The sequence below is a fragment of the Caballeronia sordidicola genome (assembly GCF_000729995.1).
GTDB lineage: Bacteria > Pseudomonadota > Gammaproteobacteria > Burkholderiales > Burkholderiaceae > Caballeronia > Caballeronia sordidicola_A.
Genome location: NZ_JNFG01000020.1, coordinates 1 through 19,274, shown reverse-complemented (window position 1 = coordinate 19,274; position 19,274 = coordinate 1). Strand labels below are relative to the sequence as shown.

The following is a 19,274-nucleotide window of genomic DNA, read 5'->3' as shown; positions in this document are numbered from 1 at the left end:
CCCTACTCTCCATGTTTGACCGATAAAAACCGTCAGGGCATCGGAGAACAGGGATGGAAATCGAGTGACCGCATCTGTTCCGTCGCACCTGACGGAACAGCGCTCCGGTCAGATGAGCGACGTTTTTTTGCTTTTGGAACCCGCGTGCGCAACTGGTCGGATCACTCGGAAGTGATCGGGTGCATTGCGCGGAAATACGTCAAGCAGGTTCATGACGGATAGTTGCCGGGAAGCTTGTTAATACGAAAAGATGACTGGTTATTCGAACGCCGCACGTTTTCGCGGCATGAGTTCCCAACCCAACGTTGTTCCGGCGGCCGCCAGCAGAATCAACGCCGCGCCAACAATCTGCAGCCATCCTAAGCGTTGTCCGAACGCGACCCGGTCCACAATGATCGCCACGACCGGATAGATGAACGACAACGCGCCAATCACCGCAGTCGGCAGTTTCTGAATGGCGCCATAAAGCAGCACGTACATGATGCCGGTGTTGACCACGCCGAGCACGACGAGATCCGCCCAATGGTTCGGGGTGGTAGGCAGATGCCGGAAATCGACAAACGGCGCAAGCATGATGATGCCAAGCGCCACATGCAACAGCGCAATCAAATGGGGCGGCGTTCCCTTGAGTTGCTTGGTCACGATCGAACAGATCGCATAGAGAAATGCGGCGCCGAGCGCATAGGCAATACCTTCCAGATATTCACCGGGCCTGGCCAGCACCGCGGGTTCCACTCGCACGACCAGCACAAGGCCTAGAAACGCAACGACCAGCCAGAGAATCGTGCGCAGGGTGATCCGTTCGCGAAACACTACCGCGCCGAGCAGGACGAGCATGAAAGGCTGGGTGTTATAGACGGCGGTCGCCATCGATATGGAAGCTCGCGAATAAGCCGCAAACAGCAGCACCCAGTTGCCGACAATCGTCGCGCTGCCGAGCGCAACCAGTCCAAGCATGCGCCAGGAAAACAGGCTTTTGCGCAGCATCCCCTTGAATGCGCAGATCACGAACAGCGTCGCCGTGCCGAACACGCAACGAATGAACACCACGTTCAAGGGAGTTTGCTGCGACGACACGACGAGCCAGCCGACCGTGCCGGATATCAGCATCGCTACACTCATTTCTACGCAACCAACGCGCATTTCTCTCGAGCTCATCGCCTCGCCTTTCAAGTGGTGCCAGTCCTTCAGTCTAGTAAGTTTAGTGGGCGGCCGAGTGTGATTCCATGTGTAAAATGAGCGGACATTGACGTTTTAACTTCAAATCGAAGGTCCATTTGAAGAATCGCCTTTCTTCCCTGCCGGGTCTTGTATCGCTCGACCAGACCGACCGCGAATTGCTCGCCGTTCTATCCGAGGACGGCCGGATCGCGATGAGCGAGCTTGCGCGCCGAATCGGCTTGTCGGCGCCAAGCACAGCCGAGCGCGTGCGTCAGCTCGAAGCGCGTGGCGTGATCCAGGGGTTCGGGGTCAAGCTCGATCCGCGCGCGCTGGGATACACGCTTCAGGCCATCGTTCGAGTCAAGCCGCTGCCAGGTCAACTGCACTTGGTGGAAGAAGCCATCCGGCGCATTCCCGAATTCGTCGAATGCGACAAGGTCACCGGCGACGACTGTTTTGTCTGCCGGCTCTTTCTCAAGACAATCGAACAACTCGACGAGATTCTCTCGAAGGTCGCGGAGCGAGCGGAGACAAGCACGGCAATCATCAAGTCGACGCCGGTCGAACGCCGCTTACCGCCCCTGGATTGACCGGCGCGCCGAAACGTTCAACCTGAGCGACGTCACCGCATCCTGCAAACAATCCAGCAGCAACGAAGCCGCGGGCGTCAGCGGGCTGTCGCGGCGCGTCACTACGCCGATTGCTATCGGCGGCGGCAGGTTGGCTACAGGCAACACGGCGATTCCCTCGCGCACCCACGGTTGGTCCAGCAAGGGCTCGGGCAACATCGCAACGGTATCCGAGCCGCGCAGCAATCCGTGCGCAATCACGAAGCTCGGGCATTCGATAATTTTCTGCGGCACCGGCAAACCATTCGCGGCGAAGAAATCGAGTAGTCCGCGTGTCGAGCTTTCGGGCGACGGATTCAACAGCCATTCCGCATCGACGAGTTCAGCCAGGGACGTACAGTGCGCCAGCGGATGATCTTGCCGCGCGACGACCACCGAACTGATTTTGTATAGCTCGATGTAATCGAACGCCGGACCCAGATGCTCCGGCACTACGACGGCCACGACGAAATCAAGTGACCCGTCGCGCAAACGCGGCAGCGCCACGCCCGGAAATCCTTCGATAAAACTCACGCGCGCATGCGGCATCTTCTTTCGAAATGCGCTGAACGCTTTAGGGAGAATCGACAACGCGGCGGTCGGCGTGACGGCGGCGGCCACGCTGCCGGTCACCGCGCCCTTCATATGCGCGATGTCGTCTTCGGCGCGCCGCATCTCGCTCACGACCATCTGCGCCCGAATCCGCAACTGCGAGCCGAACGCGGTCAATTGCACGCCGCGCGCGGTACGCAGGACCAGCGGCACGCCCAGGTCCTGTTCGAGTTCTTTCAACGCCTTCGTCAACGCCGCCTGCGATAGATGCAGGCTACGCGCCGCCGCGCGGATGCTGCCCTGCTCGGCGACCGTAAGGAACGCACGCAACTGATGGTATTTCATCGGGGATTCAAGGGTTTATACCGACAACTGATAGTAGTCAGAAATTTAATTAACTGTCTTTTGGTTTTCTTTGTGACTTTATATGCTTGACCGGAAGCAGTCACGCTGAATTGATCCCGCCGAATATCCAAGGAGTTAGTCATGCTGTCAGTCGATCCCGTCATTCCCGGAATAGCAGCCATTGCGCCGGACCTCATCGCCGTGCGGCGCCAGATCCACGCCAATCCGGAACTCGCGTTCGAGGAACGCGCGACCAGCGACCTCGTCGCCAGCCTGCTCACGCAATGGGGCTACGAAGTGACGCGCGGCCTCGGCAAGACGGGCGTGGTGGGTGTAATGAAACTTGGCAGCGGCAGCCGGCGCATCGGCCTGCGCGCCGACATGGATGCGTTGCCCATCGAAGAGGCGACCGGCCTTCCCTACACCAGCGCGGTACCTAAGACCATGCACGCCTGCGGTCACGACGGCCATACCGCCATGCTCCTGTGCGCCGCCCGCTACCTCGCAGAAAGCCGGCAGTTTTCCGGCACGCTGACGCTGATCTTCCAGCCGGCGGAAGAAAGCTACGGCGGCGCACGCGCAATGATTCAAGACGGTCTATTCGAGCAGTTTCCGTGTGACGCCGTGTTCGGCCTGCACAACATGCCGGGCTACGAAACGGGCGGCATGAACTTCTGCACCGGCCCCGCGATGGCCTCAGCCGACCGCGCCACCATCGTGCTGCGTGGGTTAGGCGGACACAGCGCGCTGCCGCATCTGTCGCGGGATCCCATGCCCGCGGTGGCGGGCATTATCCTCGCGCTGCAGAGCATTGTGGCCCGGGAAATCGACTCGCAGAAGTCGGCAGTGATCTCAGTTGGCAGCGTGAAAGCCGGCGATACCTTCAACGTCATTCCTCAAACCGCCGAGATGAAACTGTCGATCCGCGCGCTCGATCCCGCCGTGCGCGATCTCTTGCGGCAACGCATTACGGCACTCGTGCAGGCGCAGGCGGCGTCGTTCGGGGTGGAGGCGGAGATCGACTATGAATGGGGTTATCCCGTGCTCGTCAATCACGCTGAACCCACCGCGTTCGCCGCGGAAGTCGCGCAGAAGATGCTCGGTACCCAACGTGTGGATACGCAAGCGCATCCGCTCATGGGCAGCGAGGACTTCGCGTTCATGGCCGAAGTCGTGCCGGGTGCGTATGCGTGGATCGGCAATGGCATCGAGGGTAAGGGCAGCTGCATGGTCCACAACCCCGGCTACGACTTCAACGACGACATTCTCGCTATCGGCGCGAGCTACTGGGTCCGCCTGACCGAAGCGTATCTGGCCGATTGAACCATTCAAAACCTGCAGAATCCACCGCGTTCCGAGAGAAGACATGAGCATTCCTACCGTATCAAGCCTCGACGTTCCGCCGAGCGCTGCTCAGGGCCTGCGCAAGCAAAGCCGCATGCGGCTCGTCACGGCGGCAGCAGTAGGTAATGCGCTCGAGTTCTACGACTTCACGGTCTACGGGTTCTTTGCCTTGCTGATCGGCAAGCTTTTCTTTCCGGTCCACGATCCGGTCGGGCAGTTACTGCTTGCCGTCGCGAGTTTCGGTGTCGGCTTTTTCACGCGGCCCGTGGGCGGGCTTGTGATTGGCATGTACGCGGATCGCGCCGGACGCAAGAAGGCGATGATTCTGACGCTAGGGCTGATGGCGGTGGGCACGGCGATGATCGCCGTCGCGCCGACCTACGGACAAGCCGGGTTCTTAGGACCCGTCATCCTGGTGATCGCGCGGCTCATTCAAGGATTTTCCGCGGGCGGCGAAGTGGGGGCATCGACTACGCTTCTGCTCGAACAAGCGCCGCCGAACCGGCGTGGCCTGTATGCGTCGTGGCAATTCGCCAGCCAGGGTCTTTCGGCGCTTGCAGGCGCATTGACCGGTGTCGCGTTGACCGCTTCGCTTTCGACTTCACAACTCGAAAGCTGGGGATGGCGCGTGCCGTTCCTGATCGGCACGCTGATCGTGCCGGTCGGCTGGTGGCTGCGCAAGACGCTCGAAGAAGAACCGGTGCACACGCCCAAGCAGAAAGCGCCGAAGCTACCGCTGATTGATGTACTCCGCGATCATCGGCGCGCCGTGCTCACGGGACTGGGACTGACGATTGCCGGGACATCGGCGCATTTCATCATCGTGTTTTATCTGTCGATCTACGCTGTCAAAACGCTCGGCCTGCCGCCGGGAATCGCGATGCTGTCAGGCTGTATATCGGGCGCGATTATTTTTGTGCTCTCGCCGGTCGGTGGATACCTGACCGACCGCTTCGGACGCAACGCGCTCGCGCAAGGCACGCGTATCGTCCTGCTGCTTGCCATCTATCCGGCCTTCGTTGCATTGAACCGATGGCCGACAACCAGCACGCTGCTCACGGTCGTCACGCTGCTTTCGTCGGTACACGCGATCAATATTGGCGGCGTTGGCGCAATGCTCGGTGAACTCTTTCCGCGCTCGGTGCGGGCAACCGGCGGCGCCGTGGTCTACAGCCTCGGAGTCGCGATCTTTGGCGGCTTCGCGCAATTCTTCGTGACGTCGCTGATCGTGACGACCGGCAGTGTGCTCGCGCCCGCATGGTATGTGATCGGCTGTGGTCTGTTGGGGTTGATCGCCGTCGCATTCATGGATGAAAAATCGCAGAAGGCGCTGGATTGATTTGGCGGCATAGCGGCCGCAACGCTCAACGCTCGAACACCAGCAACGTCGATGTCGCCGATGCATACAAACGCCCGGTAGCATCGGTCAGTGTGGCTTCCGCGAATGCGGCGCGCCGGCCAATCGAGATCACGCGGCCCTCGGCGCGCAGCAATCCGGAGTCGCGCGTGATGGCCTTGTGATACGCGACCTTCAACTCTAGTGTGGTGTAGGCCTGCGCGGCCGTGAGCCGTGAATGCACGGCGCAACCACAGGCCGAATCCAGCAGCGTGGCTGCGTAGCCGCCATGAACGGTGCCAATCGGGTTATACGCGTGATCGCCCGGTATGCCGGCGAAGACCGCGCGACCCGCATCGACTTCAACGAAATCGAAATTCAGCGACTCCAGAATCCCTGGCTTGCGTCCCGAGGACATCAGCGCCCGCAACTGAGCGAGGCCGTCGAGACCCGCGCCGGTTTCATCGATAAGGCTCATCGTTTCCCCTCCGGTTGGTCTGGAAACGATGATACTGTGAATATGCACAGTTTGCTGGCGCGGGAGCGATTCCTGACTTAGGCGACGTTATCCGGCCAGCGCTGCATGACGCTCTTGTAGTGCGTGTAAAAGCGCACGGCTTCCTGGCCGTACGCGTGATGATCGCCGAACAGCGATCGCTTCCAGCCGCCAAACGAATGCCACGCCGCCGGCACCGGACTCGGTATGTTGATGCCCACCATGCCCACCTGAATCTGCCGGGTGAACGTGCGTGCCGAGCGGCCGTCGGATGTGAAAAGCGTTACACAGTTCCCGAGTTCGTGCGCGTTGACGAGTGCTATCGCGCTCGCAAGATCAGGCACGCGGACAACCGACAGGACCGGCCCGAAAATCTCTTCCCGATAGATAGTCATATCAGGCTTCACGTCATCAAAGAGCGAGCCGGCGAGAAAGAAGCCCTCTTCGTGCCCCGGAAAGGGTTGGCCGCGACCATCGACGACGAGCCTGGCGCCTGCCGCGACGCCCGCATCGATATAGCCCAACACCTTCGTGCGATGCGCGGCGGAGATGAGCGGCCCCATGTCCAGATCGGGCTCCATGCCGCCGCCGATCTTGAGCGAGCGCACACGCGGCGCGAGGCGTTCAACCAGCTCATCGGCAACATCCCCTACCGCCACCGCGACCGAGGTCGCCATGCAGCGCTCGCCGGCCGAGCCATACGACGAGTTGATCAGCGCATCGACGGCTTGGTTCAGATTGGCGTCGGGCATGACGACCAGATGGTTTTTCGCACTGCCCAACGCCTGCACGCGCTTGCCCCGCTTGGCGGTTTCGCTGTAGATGTATTCAGCCACCGGCGTCGAGGCGACGACCGACATCGCGACCACGTCGGGGTGCTGGATCAGCGCATCGACGACAGCCTTGCTGCCATGCACGACATTGAAGACACCCTTGGGAAAGCCGGCCTCGATGAACAGCTCGGCAAGGCGAATGGATGCCGACGGCGTGCGCTCCGAGGGCTTGAGAATGAACGTGTTGCCGCACGCGGCCGCCATCACGAACATCCAGCACGGCACCACCATGGGGAAATTGAATGGCGTGACGCCCGCGGCCACGCCCAGCGGCTGACGTAGATTCCAGGCGTCGATGTCGTTGGCAGCCTGATCGGTGAATTCGGTCTTGAGCAGGTTCGGAATGCCGCACGCGAATTCGACGATTTCGATACCACGCAGCACCTCGCCCTTCGCGTCCGAAAACAGCTTGCCGTGATCGCGCGTGATGAGCTCAGCGAGTTCATCGGTATGCGCGTCGAGCAGTTCCTTGAACTTGAACATCAGCCGGGCGCGCGTCAGCGGCGCGGTTTCGCTCCAGGCCGCGAACGCGGCTTTCGCAGCAGCGACGGCGGCGGCAACTTCAGCTGTGCTTGCGACCGGCACGCGGGCCGTCACTCGGCCTAGCGCCGGATCGTATACATCGGCGAACTGCCCGCTCGCGCCAGCGGCACGTTGACCGTCGATGAAATGACTCAGCTCGCGCACGCGCGCGCCTTGATCTGCTTCGCTCATATGTCCTCCCGTGGTGGAGGCGGGCGCCGCCCGCGCCACGCCGCCTCATGTCTTCGAACATGGGTTTTTCGGCTTCGTCGCCGATCGAGCCAACGAATCCAATAGAGGCAAATGTAGGCGCATAGAGCCGGATTTCGAATACCCGCAGCTAACAAACAGTCTTGCACAGCGGGAACAAATCGAAATCTGACGGGAAGCCGTGGACGGCTGATTGATGAGTAAGCTTATTGCCGGGCGGGCCAGTGAACGACTGCTTCTTGCAGCCGCTCACTGTCGAGTGATGAGATCCAGAAATCAACGGCGAAGCGCCATTGCGATCCCGAAGTCACATTACGCTTCGGTCAGAATCCGTCGAATGGCTTTCTCGAACGCTTCTGCGGGTTGTGCGCCAGTCAGCAAGTAGCGGTTATTAAAGATGACCGACGGTACTGAATTAATGCCCATTGCCTGGTATTTCTCTTCTTCTGCGCGAACCTCATTGGCGTAGTCGTCTCCTTGCAGAATAGAACGCGCCTCAGCGCCGTCAAGCCCTGCAGATTGCGCGGCTTCGACCAGAACGTCATGGCTGCTCGTCGGCTTGCCCTCGCCGTGATAAGCCTTTAGCAGCGCCTGTTTCAGCTCTACCTGCTTACCTTTGATACCGGCCCAATGCATCAGGCGGTGCGCATCGAAGGTGTTATAGATGCGTGTGCGCGTGCCGAAGGTGAAACCAACATCCGCGCCGCGCTGCCGGAGCTCGGCCTGCGCCTGGGCTATCTGTTGCGGAGTACGCCCGTATTTCTTTGCGATATGTTCGACAAGGTCTTCACCCTCCTCGCCCATCCGCGGATTCAGTTCGAAGGGATGCATGACGAATTCGGCGTCGACCTCATCGCCAAGTCGTGACAATGCAAGTTGCAGCGAGGACAGACCGACAGCGCACCACGGGCACGCTACATCGGAGACAAAATCGATTCTGATTGGTTGTTTCATTGCTTTCCTGATGATGATTTCCTGTCGCGCCACCGGTTCGACACGAGGGCAACAGCCGCACACAGCGTAGCCGGATTTGCAAATGCTTGCCGGACCGACCGCTGCGCCCGGACGTTTAATCCTGATTGGAGATGGGTTCTATTCTGGACGAGTTTCGACGCGACATGATCATGGCCCGCGGCAATTCAGTTGTTCCTGTAAGGCATGCGTGCGTCAGCCCTTTTGCGAATCCGGGTAGCGCTGAATTCGCCGCATCAGGAACGCTAATCGACCCTACTTGAACTCCCCCGCTTCATTCCGAAGATCATGGGCGATAAAGTCAACGAAAGCGCGAATCCGGTTGGACATCTGGTGCCGCTGCGAATACACCGCGAACAGTCGAGGTCAACCCGAAGTAGCCGCTCGATATGGTCGAAGGCGGACATCGGAAAACGAGTGCCAGGCGATGCGTGGTGCATGCGAGTCTCAACGGCTTGCATCATCCGTCGACAGCGGCAAATGCAGCCTGCTGGTTGCGAGCATCACCGTTGCCAGCACGACAATTCCAGTGAGGATGCCCGATAGCCGCATGAGCGCCGGTACCGGATCGGCCGACCAATGATGGTCCTGCACAAATACCATGATGAACGCGATCGTGAATTGCCGGCCGACGTAGCTCGCGCCTTCCCGTCCCGACTGCACGTGACATCCAATCCATACGCCGGCAGACAGCGCGAGCATGCACAGGATCGCCTGGCCCCGCATCAGCGGCAGTAGCGCCACACCCAGCGCGCCGGCCAGCAAGCAGCCCGCCACCCGCTGCACCATCTTTTCGATGACCGGTTGCTGGGTCCCGTTTGCCGGCAAGCCTACCTGCAACACCAGCACCGCGATCGCCGTGACCATCGCTTGCGCGAAACCTGGCAGATGCAAAACGTACGTTAGCGCTGAGAGAATCACGATTGCCAGTGCGCCCTGCAAGCCCAGCAGCATGCGAGTCGGGCGCAATGTTTCCAGTGGCGGCGAAGGACTTGACGCGTCAGGCGTCCCGGCTTCACCGGCTGCGCGGGCGGTTGCAGACATCGACGGTTGCCGCGTCTTCCTGTACCACGTCGGCCCGAAGTGAAATACGCTCGCCACCAGCAGGCAAGCGAGCGTTCCAACCATGACCTCGGCGACTCGCAGCGCTGCAAATAATGCGGTCGCACGGAATGATACGAGCGCATGCGCTTCGTACGTCACCATCAGCGCCGTGACGCCGCCCAGCACCCAGGCGTAGGCCGCCCTGGGCCCGTTGGCCTGATACACCGCAACGCCGCCGATCGCCCCCAGCACGGGCACGAACAGCCACGGCCGGTCGCCGATCCACGGTCCCGCCAAGGTTCCAAGTGCGGCGCCGATCACCGTGCCGATGATGCGGTGCGCAGCGCGCTGCACGGAGCCGGCGAAACTGGTTTGCATGACAGCGTAGCCGCTGATGGCCGCCCACCACGTGTCTGACAGATGCAACGCGTTGGCGAGCGCGACCGAAAGCGCGACCGAGAGCATTGCTTCAGTCCCGAATGTCGCGCGCTCCCTGGAAGGCTTCCAGGCCGCCAATTCGCGTCCGAGCGACGACACGGCCGCCCGGCAGGTCTGGACCAGCGTGCCGGCGAGCGTCATCCGCGCCTCCGCAGTCGCGTTTGGGTAAGGCGCGGAACATCGCTCATCGGATCTGCCGGCCCGATGTACAACGCGCCCGGCAGAGGATCATCGCAGATCATCGTTGTTGAACTCCACGTTTGGCTTGAGACGCGTTTCGTCCAGTCGCTGCCCGCGTCCTCGCACGACAGTTTATTCCGTGATGAGGCGACCCGACGTCGAGCTGAGGTGAAAGCGCCGCTAAGCGTCCGTTTCGGACTCCGGCTCGATGCGCTGCAACGATGTATCGGAAAGGAGGAAAAGAGGCCGCATCCCGGCTTGGCTGCATGCCTCAAAAGATCGTCACAATGAACCGCGGGTAGCGACTGTGAAAGCAAGCTGCGACAGCGCCCGCGATGAACCAATCAGCGAATGCGCCTTCAACCTCCCCCTACGCGGCGAGTCGCCGCGTTTTATCGGGAGGCCGGTTCAAGCCGTCGCATCCGCCTCGGCGATATGCCGCACGATGATCGCGTTGACGTTGTCGGCGTGTGTGAGCGGCCCCATGTGTCCCGCGCCTTCAACGATTGCAAGCCGTGCCGCTGGCAGAAGCATTGGCAGCCGCTCGGCAATCGCGCGCGTCGGGACGGGCGCGTGCTGGCCGCGCATGATCAGCGCCGGGACACGCAGGCCCGTGTACGCGCTTGCGGGCATGCGTTCGTCGAGCAGCGCGCGGAAGTCGAGCGGCGCCTTCGGCGCCCAGCGCGTGAGCGCGGCCTGCACCGAGGGCCGCAGCGCTTCCCATGCGCCCTGGCCGCCCCAGTAATCAACGAACGAAGCCGCCGCGCCCCGATAATCGCCACAGCTCACGCCATCGGCGGTGCGCTTCGAGATCGCGAGGATTTCCGCGAGCGCGTGTGCTCCGTGCGCGCCCATCACCTTCAACAGATGAAACGCCGAGGGCTCGTAAAGCGTCAGGCTCGCGATGCGCTCCGGCCGTTCGACGGCCGCGCGTAACGCCACGCCACCGCCATACGAGTGGCCGACGAGATGCACCTTGCCGCACGAGGCGTCGATGATGCCGATGGTCCTTGCGGCCTCGTCGGCGAGCGTGAATGCGCGCTCACCGCTCCACGGGCCCGTGCTATCACAGCCGTAGTGCTCGGGCGCGACGAACGCGTGGCGCGAGCCCAGCGCCTCGCCGAGCTTGCGCCATTGCGACGCTCCCGAACCGGAGCAATGCAGTGCAATCACCGATGTTACGGATGAGAAGGCTTGCGACGCGATAGTGTTATTCATGTCGTTCATGGTACTCAAGAGGTGGGGGCGCGGATGCCGGACCGGAGAAGGCTCACTATCGGCTCGGCGCGGGTAGCTGGCTATGATCGGGACACCGGCGCGCTTGTCCCGGAGTCCGAACTGATTAGTTCAAGGCGCATTGGTTTGTCACACCCTCAGCGGTCAGTCTCCATCGAATGCATGCGACGTTCGAGCTCGCCCATGTCGACGGCGGACGCGAGGTACGCGTCACGACGACTGTGTTCAGCACGGTCAAGCGCCTTTCTGAAAAACGGCAACAGATAGATAAACAAAATCAACACAACATCCTCCGGTCGGCGATCTGGTCAATTGCGTATCGGCACGAACGGGGCGCGACACGCGGATTCCAGGCGTGCATCCGGTGCGGGACATCGAATTCGATGGATGGGCGTGTCGTGCTACGGCTGGACGCTGGGTAGAGCAGAGTCCATGCCATGTTGCAGCGAGCCTTGACTGGCGGTAATTTCAGCGGTCTCTGAGGGATGCGGATGGGGCGAAGTGTTGCCGCGGGGCCGACGAATAGTCGAGCGGAAGTCGGTCCGTGACAAACACCTGTTGAGTGGGTGTCGCGTTATATCGAGCGCTACGTCTTGGGAAGGGGTATTCGCCGACGCCGTCATCTGATGGTTCTGCCGATACCTGCGATCACAAAGGACCGCGTCCCGGCGCGCTCGAATGAGTCTGATCGATCCGCTATGGGCATTTGACCGGATATGGATCCATCGGCGGTCTCTACCCACAACTGCCGTTCGGACTCCTGGCGCCGCACCGGCAGCTACCGGAGTGCAACGGACGCTCGCCGCGCCGAGTTGGTCGGCAAGTTATCGGCCGAAGCCGACGCTCAAGAAACGATGTGGGTGAGGCAGCTACCGCTCGGTTTCCTGCGGTTCGCACGACGATGGCTCCCAATGTCAGGTCTCAAGGTCAGCCAACGCGTGCTCTCGACCCGTTTCGGACAATGATCGGGAGGCCACGTCAACGGCAGCTTCCGTGAAAAACTTGGCACCGAAGTCGATCCGCAATCGCCGAACGATCATAGACGCCTCGATGACCATTTTAAGAGCATTGCGGCGATACAAGGCCCAGGTTCCTCCGAACGGCTTCTGGCTCAGTCAGCGGTCAAACCACTTAGGGTGCCTAATATATCGAAAAACGATCAACGCGGCTCCTCACGCAAATGATCGCGTCCAGAAGATGTGACTGCTACTTCGATGAAACCGCTACCGTCGGTTAGCCCGCAATATGTTGTCACCGAGAGAAGAAAAAGGAAAACGTCAGCATTAGAGCCTAAAACGCCACCCCCAGACAGAGTCTACAAGCGGGTTCAGTCCCTAATGCCAACGTGCCTACGCTCTACTTACTCTCATTTCGCGGCTTCTTCCCATGCTTCTCCGATGCTGGGTGTCTTCTTTCGCATTACGTCTTTCCGATACGACGCGACAAGCGCGTTCACCAGACCAACCACATATTCGCGATCTCGTAGCTTGCCCCGATAGTCAAAGTCGTCTGCAAGATCCTGGGTTTCCACATCCAAATCTATGACAAGCGCTGAAATGATTGATTCCATCATCTTTCGGAACCTCTGCCGCATCTCAGGGCTTCTAGCGAATTTTTTAGGCGTGGAAATCATTTCCTTGCCAACAAGGTCCTGCTCTAGTATCCGACGAACAGCCAGAAGCATGTCAAACGTCGTCAATACGTATTTTCCAATAAGCTGGTTTTTAAGCTCCGGGAGCTTCTCGCGTAGCACTTCCGCTATCTCGTGCAGGAGCACAATTCTGTCAGCGGTCACATCCGGTCTGCCAAATATTTCCGCGTAACGGTCCTCGAAAATTTGGTACTTTCGATGGGTTGTCCACGGTTCCTCCAGATCAAATGCGATCAGCAATAGCCCGGCGTCCTCATTCGAAATTGAGATCGTATCTTCCGCTTGAGGCTCCCCTCGTTTCACCTCATACGAATAATCAGTGGCATAGAATTTATCAAATTCTTTTTGAAGCCTCGTTTGGATCGGATGATTTGATTTGAAGTCTCGCGCCTTAACCCCGTTTTGGTTATTTGAATATGTGGTGATCAGTTCTGAAAGATCGGAGTCGACTTTAACCTGAATAAATTTGGTAAGGACACGAAGATCGCCAGAGATGAATTCTCGATTGAGATGGAGCGCGTTTAAGCTCTGACAACCATTGACAACATAATAATCTTTAATCGTTAGTTTTTTATCATCGTGGGCTACCGATTTTGCCAGGACCGTAATCCCATTGTGAAACAACGGAAACGCCTTATGCAAGGCCGGATTCCGAATGCTATTTGCAATATCTTTGTTGACCTTTGTGTTCCCTAGTGATGCCCGCACATTCGCCGAGAAGAGCGATTGGTCCGCAATCCCGCCTAGTTTCACCAGATCCGACGCTAGTACGGGTCCGATCGCGGCTTTTGTCTCTCCATCGACTGCGTAGTCGCTGACAGTGACACCGAAAATATCGAACTCAGCCTCGCCGGTGTGCATCTGCTCTTTCTGGTCGGAAATGTAAGTCTCCTCCATCTCACTGCGCCCGACGAATTTTATCGTTGCCGTCTTTAGGTAAGCTGAACCATTATGATCGATATCCAGATTCGCAACGAAGACACCACGAACGTCGTAATCCTCAATTTTTTTAAGAAGATCCAGCCGCTTTATGAGTGACGCAACCTGAACGTCGCCGGCACTGTTTATTAAGTTTTGAAGAGATTCAACCGACTGAAATTGAGCCAGGGTTCCATGAAATTCTTTTAACTGGGTGTCACCGATGCTGGAATTGGCCTTCTGACTGATTTTGCTTTGGAAGATATCAATAGTGCCGGCGCCTTCATTAACGTAGATGCCATCCACCCCCTTGTCGCCTGGTTGGTCACAAATGCAGTCAATAGCCTCGAGATTGTCAAGCCTATAATAGTTCGCAAGGTACCAAGCCAAGAATGCGGCGCTTTCTGTCCGCTTATTACTTTTGTACGGGGCGATAATTTCAAGGATAGCTGGGTAGCTCAGATCTGGTTTCATACCTTTAATCGCAATTGTATGTTCGCAAACATCAGGACTATGTGAAGGCCAAAACGGACCGCACGATTTGTGCACTATAACAGGGACAAATGTCAAGAGAACCCGATTTTCGTCTAAGAAAGCGAGTCGTTCCCGTCGAATCGCGAATGGATCGATGTAGATGTCCGTGAGAGATGCGCTGAGCGAGTATTGCTAGATTCCCGTGGCCTCTAGGCTCGCGTATCTTTCACACGAGGCAGTTACCGTGACGGGAGCGTGAAATCCAGCCGCAACTGCTGTCCCTGTCTGTGCGCAAAATGTTCCTTCACGCGTCCAAGGCAAGGGCAACGGCTATTGTGGTGGGCCATCGTGGTTATGTGATGTGGGGTTCAATCGAATTAAACGAAACATGTACTGCGGGGGGCCGCGCCGTTTGAAGCTACTTTGGAACGCAGTTGCTAACGCGAGGCGCAACGTCCGCCGCTTCGAATTCATGCAACACCAACTCGTCGGGGAAAAATGAGCCCGGATAAGTCCGCACAGGCAAGAATGCGGCCCAAGGCTGCTATTTGACGTGTTTCCATACTGGGCGTGGGGGAAATCATGTTTGTCACGGTAACCAGACGTCGCTAGATTTCATTCAAAAACTAACCGAGCTAGCCCTAAAGCGGCTCTTCAGCGTCATTTTTACCGTGCCGCCGCTGCTTGTGGAGTTCTCGACAAAATAAAATTTATCTCGGCCAAAACGTTGGGGAGCGCACATATTAATGCAGGCTTAAGGGCTAAGTTTTCCTATTTTCAACATTTTCAAAAGAACGAGGTTGGGAGCAACGCTCGACTTCTGCGTTCGTTCGTGCATCGCGCGCCCTTCAGCAGGGAGACACATGCGTCGATTATTGAAAGCCCTTTCCTGTATGGTTCTTCTCGGCGTCCGCTTGCAAGTTTCAGAGGCCTCCGACGACTCAGTCTTTCCTTTGACCGACACAGCTGCGACCTTCCTCATAACGTCTACATGGATAAGCAAAAAGGACGATGATGAAGTTGGGAGACCTGATAACGAACGGTGCTTGGCGGGCAATCAGTGTCAATCCTCCGGCACAGGTATTGAAACAACTTCTGGCGGCACGATTCTGACGGCAAAGCACTTGTTTCCCGGGCACGATATGGCGGATGCCGTTGAGATTAAGGCTCAATCAAGCACATTCCCGCCCAGTGAATTCACCTTAGCCTGTACACCAATTGAGAGCGTGGATCTCGCTTACTGTGCCCCAGTTGGTGAAAACAAGCCCATTCCTTTGCCGGCGCGTGTCTCGCTAAGCGGAAGCGTTTCCGAATCACAGAGAGTGTGGATTCGCGGATTTCCAAAGGGCGGGGCGCTCGAAGGGGCCGGAGGGTATGTTGCCGGAGTCGAAACCCCGTTTGCAAAAACCGATGTCTTGCTGCTCGCAGGGTTCAGTGGTGGTCCTGCTTACGTAAATGGAGTTGTAGTTGGACTAGTTCATGATGGAGAAAAAGTTGCAGAGGTCAGTGATCCTTACGTTATGGGAAAGGGACGGATTATTCTGTTGAGCGAGGTCCGTCAATATCTGCCGCCCACGCTCGTCTCCGAAATGGAGAATCCGCCCGAGACAACACGCGAGAAATGGAAGGCCCTCGCTGCACAGTACGCTGAGGCAACGAACTCAGGCGCCTCTGTCGGCCTCGGACTTCCAACTTTGCCGACTAATCTGGACGCGAGTTTTCCGGACACTTTGAATGTCGCCTACAGTATCGACGAGACACTTTCGGACCACGATGCGTTCGCAACCACAAAACGAAAATTTACTTTAGGGCCAATCAAGGCAACGCCAGGTTACCGAATCGTTAAATACGATGTCCAGACGCTGAGCGCGACGAGGGTATCAAACGACAGGGGCGAAATTGCGCCAGATGGCTTTTCGATTGTGTATCGCTATACCCTAGAAAGCGGGCCGCTATTCGATCAGTGGCGGGGTTGGCTTAAGGCGAGACTGATCCTAACAGAAGTTAAGCTAAATTGAAGAGGTGTCGCATGTTACGACGTGACTTGCTCAAGGCGGGCCTTATTGCCGGCGCAACACCTTCGCTTTTTATTCCGGGGAGGTTGTTTGCAATTGGGAATCCCGCCGATGACGACTATGCCGACTACCGAGCTAATCCTCCCGAACAGCCTCAGCCGCTTGGTACGCACCCTGCGACGGACGAAGAGAATCAGAAAGCTCTAGACATATGTGCGGCCGCCAAGGGCAATTCTCTTATCGAACTAACCGATTGGTTTGAATCCTTAACCGAAAAAAACGTGGACGGACACGCTTACAACGCTGCCTGGCCGGATCGTTGGAATCCTGTCATCGTCCAGTTTTATTACGCCACTTCGCTTGATCATAAGCAGGTGTATGTGAAAGGTGACACGATTCCGTGGTGCGCGGCATACCTAAACTGGGCTTTGAATCGATTGGGTCGTGAGGGAACGGGGCGCGCTGACTCGGGCTCGTTCCGTTCCATCAATGGTAATGGCAAAGGGCTTGGGCATGAGACGCAACAACCTGTCACCGGGGACCTTATAGTGTTTAAGATACGCGGCGCAAACCCGGACGTGGGCCACGGTCACGTGGCAATCTACTTGGGGGAAACGCCTGCGGCCTATGAGGTTGCGGGGGGCAATCAGTATCACGGGAAAAAATATTCGTCCATTAATAGAACTTCCATTCCGAAAGATGGGTATATTCTCGAAAAAGCTTCATTCAGGGATTACAAAACTATACCGACTCGGTCGGCGGATACCTGACTCAATCCGCGTTGCTCTCGATCGAGACAACCGATTCATTGCGATTGGTTCTCCTAGTTCCCGGGTCGCGCCGCTGCAGCAATAGCAAGTGTCACCCCCATCGCGCCAACACTTGCGAGTGTCACCTTAAATAAGGTCGCTGAGATAAGGGAAATACGCGCCGCGCCGTACCGCATAGGCGTTTCTGCACACAGCGTACTTCCGCCTACTTAGCAACACCGCTTGATGCGGGCGGGACTTGAAACTCCGGCGATGTGCCGAAGCATCGGTTCTGCGCAGCGCAGTCTCCATAGACGCTCGGATCGATTTTCGCCCTCTCCTGTCCTGGGCCGCAGTGAAGCGCGTCCCGGGCACGGACGGAAAAGTTGATGACGAGGTTGAACAGGTTATCTAACTGGGGTGGCACACTCATTCCCCATGCCTTCTCATACTCCTCGCGATAGATTGGCAGCAAAACTGCGTAGCGCTCGATGCCGTCGGGATGTGTCGCCACAGCCTCATGCGAGCAGTCATAGCTATTCCCAATAATCTGGAGTAAGTGCATCATGTCTATGATTGCAACATCAACATCAGGGCCATACGTTCTTAGATACTCGCGATAGCCCCAAGCATCGGCCTCGAACTCCTGATTGCGCGAGCGCGTTAGCTCAAGCAAGACTTGCGGGTCTGCGCTTCCAACCGATGAGGCGTGTACCGCATCCTCGGTGATACCGGTGTGGTGGAGTGCGAAGTGACCTAACTCATGAAGATAAATGAATGCCAGCAAATGTGCTACTCGTTCGTCTCGTGCGGGTCTCCAATCTTTCCGGAGGGGAAAAGTCTTTTCGAAGCCGTGGCAAAGTGGCTGGGCAAGGGCGATGAACTCCTCCGGCGCAGCGATGTAGTCCAAGGGTTGGTCGTCTACAAAGCGCGGTTTGTTTCGCCAGATCGCCGATATTAAATAATCGTTATATGCCGCTTCGCATTGATTGAACTTTGCATCCGCCTTCTGCTCGATTGCGACGTCGGCGAGATAAAGCAACATCACGTGAAGGCTATTCGATATCCGAATTGTCCCGGAATTCTCTGACGCATTCGGCAAGGGTGACTGATCTACAATAAACGTGATGTGCGTGTCGGCTCCTCTGGCGTCGGGACTCCCCGCTTTAACGATATTCGAGCGCACCGACGAGATAATCGCTGCTACGTTTATAGTGGACGCGCGTAATTGCGCATTCCGGTCGTAAACGTCGGCGGCATGAACAGCAGTGACGATGATCAGCAAGGCTGAGACTATAGGGGTCAACCGGGCTGCCGGCACGATTTGTCTCCAACAAAAATATCGGTTTCCAAAGCGACTTTCGAGCAGCGTCACGTTCTAGAAATTGTTCGATCTCGCGTATTAAGGTTAGGATGAATTCTGTAGTTTGTCACTGCCGCTTGTACACCAGCTTTGTGTCCCAAGGACCGTCGAGAGCCAATGTAGGCATTTAGTGCAAAATTAGTGCCCTTGGACTTTCGCGCCAACGGGAGCTACAAATTAGGATGGCTCTTCGACGAGCAAGCCTTCTCCGTCGCACGGGGGAAGGCGCTGACATGGTGCTACGAGAAAGGTGCCTTCTATAAGGCGCTTTCATGCTCGGAAAATTCTCGGATTGATACCGCGCATCCCAAGGCCCGACACAAGGGATACGTTTCGGATGAGAGGGCGTCGATCATGCTCATCCGAACTTCGCCGAAGCGGTTGTCCACGTTCACCCGACTTCGCCCCCATACAGGTTAAGACTTCGCCTCGAGACCTGCCGGCACTCGCAGGCGCACCGACGAGCGTTGAACTTCGAAAGCTACTGTTCAGCTGGTGAGGATTCCAATTGCACGTGTGTGCGGGCTGCGATGCTAGGCTTGCTAATAAGCAGCCACTCGTTGGGCACGGAGTCCGTTAGCGTGTGAACGACCGCAAAGGCCGATGAAGGAGCGCTTGTCTTTGACAATCGAATGGCCGGTTACGGGGCGGAGCCGACGCCCGAACGTCCGATCGACGACGCGTGTGAGCGGCGGCTCATGGCCCAGACCGTGTCAAAACGCGTAACGGCACAAACTCCGACGACACCTGCTCTCGCAACGAAGTGCGGATTATTGAATGCGGCATGTGGAACATCAATTTCATCAAAGAGGATGTGGTCAAGTCCC

At 57.8% G+C, this 19,274-nt stretch carries 16 protein-coding genes and 1 pseudogene; 5 read left to right on the top strand and 12 right to left on the bottom strand.

Going from position 1 to position 19,274, the window contains the following annotated elements; translation table 11 throughout:
• Window positions 1-258: 258 nt before the first annotated feature.
• Window positions 259-1,158 (bottom strand): DMT family transporter, encoded by a 900-nt coding sequence (locus tag FH08_RS0119335; protein ID WP_031359919.1) that lies wholly within the window; start codon window positions 1,156-1,158, stop codon window positions 259-261.
• 119 nt (window positions 1,159-1,277) lie between these two features.
• On the opposite strand from FH08_RS0119335, the gene FH08_RS0119330 reads away from it, so the two are divergent.
• Window positions 1,278-1,751, top strand: coding sequence for an Lrp/AsnC family transcriptional regulator (locus FH08_RS0119330; protein WP_031359918.1), 474 nt, complete (start codon window positions 1,278-1,280; stop codon window positions 1,749-1,751).
• Here the strand turns inward: FH08_RS0119330 and FH08_RS0119325 are convergent.
• Window positions 1,734-2,666, bottom strand: coding sequence for a LysR substrate-binding domain-containing protein (locus tag FH08_RS0119325; protein ID WP_051888371.1), 933 nt, complete (start codon window positions 2,664-2,666; stop codon window positions 1,734-1,736). The genes FH08_RS0119330 and FH08_RS0119325 overlap by 18 nt on opposite strands.
• Window positions 2,667-2,807: 141 nt before the next feature.
• Here FH08_RS0119325 and FH08_RS0119320 point away from each other — a divergent pair, with 141 nt between their 5' ends.
• Both FH08_RS0119320 and FH08_RS0119315 read left to right on the top strand, forming a co-directional pair.
• Window positions 2,808-3,989 carry a M20 aminoacylase family protein gene (locus FH08_RS0119320; protein WP_031359916.1) on the top strand — a complete coding sequence of 394 codons (1,182 nt, stop codon included), beginning with the start codon at window positions 2,808-2,810 and terminating at the stop codon, window positions 3,987-3,989.
• Between the two features lie 43 nt (window positions 3,990-4,032).
• Entirely contained in the window at window positions 4,033-5,349 is a 1,317-nt protein-coding gene (locus tag FH08_RS0119315; protein WP_031359915.1) for an MFS transporter, read from the top strand.
• Between the two features lie 25 nt (window positions 5,350-5,374).
• Here the strand turns inward: FH08_RS0119315 and FH08_RS0119310 are convergent, their stop codons facing one another.
• The 8 genes and pseudogenes from FH08_RS0119310 to FH08_RS0119270 form a co-directional block, all read right to left on the bottom strand.
• The gene (locus tag FH08_RS0119310; protein WP_031359914.1) at window positions 5,375-5,824 is read right to left on the bottom strand and encodes a PaaI family thioesterase; all 450 of its coding nucleotides are present in this window, start codon (window positions 5,822-5,824) and stop codon (window positions 5,375-5,377) included.
• A gap of 77 nt (window positions 5,825-5,901) precedes the next feature.
• Window positions 5,902-7,389 carry a CoA-acylating methylmalonate-semialdehyde dehydrogenase gene (locus FH08_RS0119305; RefSeq protein ID WP_031359913.1) on the bottom strand — a complete coding sequence of 496 codons (1,488 nt, stop codon included), beginning with the start codon at window positions 7,387-7,389 and terminating at the stop codon, window positions 5,902-5,904.
• A gap of 330 nt (window positions 7,390-7,719) precedes the next feature.
• A complete protein-coding gene (locus FH08_RS0119300; protein ID WP_031359912.1) occupies window positions 7,720-8,361 on the bottom strand; it encodes a DsbA family oxidoreductase in 642 nt (213 codons plus the stop codon).
• Between the two features lie 273 nt (window positions 8,362-8,634).
• Window positions 8,635-8,739: pseudogene (locus FH08_RS53430) on the bottom strand (LysR family transcriptional regulator); the annotation flags it as partial.
• A gap of 87 nt (window positions 8,740-8,826) precedes the next feature.
• Window positions 8,827-10,002 (bottom strand): FUSC family protein, encoded by a 1,176-nt coding sequence (locus FH08_RS0119295; protein ID WP_031359911.1) that lies wholly within the window; start codon window positions 10,000-10,002, stop codon window positions 8,827-8,829.
• Window positions 10,003-10,449: 447 nt separating this feature from the next.
• The gene (locus FH08_RS0119285; protein WP_031359909.1) at window positions 10,450-11,259 is read right to left on the bottom strand and encodes an alpha/beta fold hydrolase; all 810 of its coding nucleotides are present in this window, start codon (window positions 11,257-11,259) and stop codon (window positions 10,450-10,452) included.
• 155 nt (window positions 11,260-11,414) lie between these two features.
• A complete protein-coding gene (locus FH08_RS50480; protein WP_152602871.1) occupies window positions 11,415-11,561 on the bottom strand; it encodes a DUF3563 family protein in 147 nt (48 codons plus the stop codon).
• A 1,082-nt stretch (window positions 11,562-12,643) separates the two neighbouring features.
• Window positions 12,644-14,320, bottom strand: coding sequence for an AIPR family protein (locus FH08_RS0119270; RefSeq protein WP_031359908.1), 1,677 nt, complete (start codon window positions 14,318-14,320; stop codon window positions 12,644-12,646).
• 863 nt (window positions 14,321-15,183) lie between these two features.
• Here FH08_RS0119270 and FH08_RS0119265 point away from each other — a divergent pair.
• Both FH08_RS0119265 and FH08_RS0119260 read left to right on the top strand, forming a co-directional pair.
• On the top strand, window positions 15,184-16,338 hold the full coding sequence (locus tag FH08_RS0119265) for a S1 family peptidase (protein WP_152602870.1): 1,155 nt from the start codon (window positions 15,184-15,186) through the stop codon (window positions 16,336-16,338).
• Window positions 16,339-16,349: 11 nt separating this feature from the next.
• The gene (locus FH08_RS0119260; RefSeq protein WP_031359906.1) at window positions 16,350-17,105 is read left to right on the top strand and encodes a CHAP domain-containing protein; all 756 of its coding nucleotides are present in this window, start codon (window positions 16,350-16,352) and stop codon (window positions 17,103-17,105) included.
• A 205-nt stretch (window positions 17,106-17,310) separates the two neighbouring features.
• Here FH08_RS0119260 and FH08_RS0119255 read toward each other — a convergent pair whose 3' ends face one another.
• Window positions 17,311-18,405, bottom strand: a complete 1,095-nt coding sequence (locus tag FH08_RS0119255; protein ID WP_031359905.1) for a hypothetical protein — start codon at window positions 18,403-18,405, stop codon at window positions 17,311-17,313.
• A gap of 682 nt (window positions 18,406-19,087) precedes the next feature.
• The coding region (locus FH08_RS53425) for a hypothetical protein (RefSeq protein ID WP_035566649.1) at window positions 19,088-19,274 on the bottom strand (187 nt) is incomplete at its 5' end.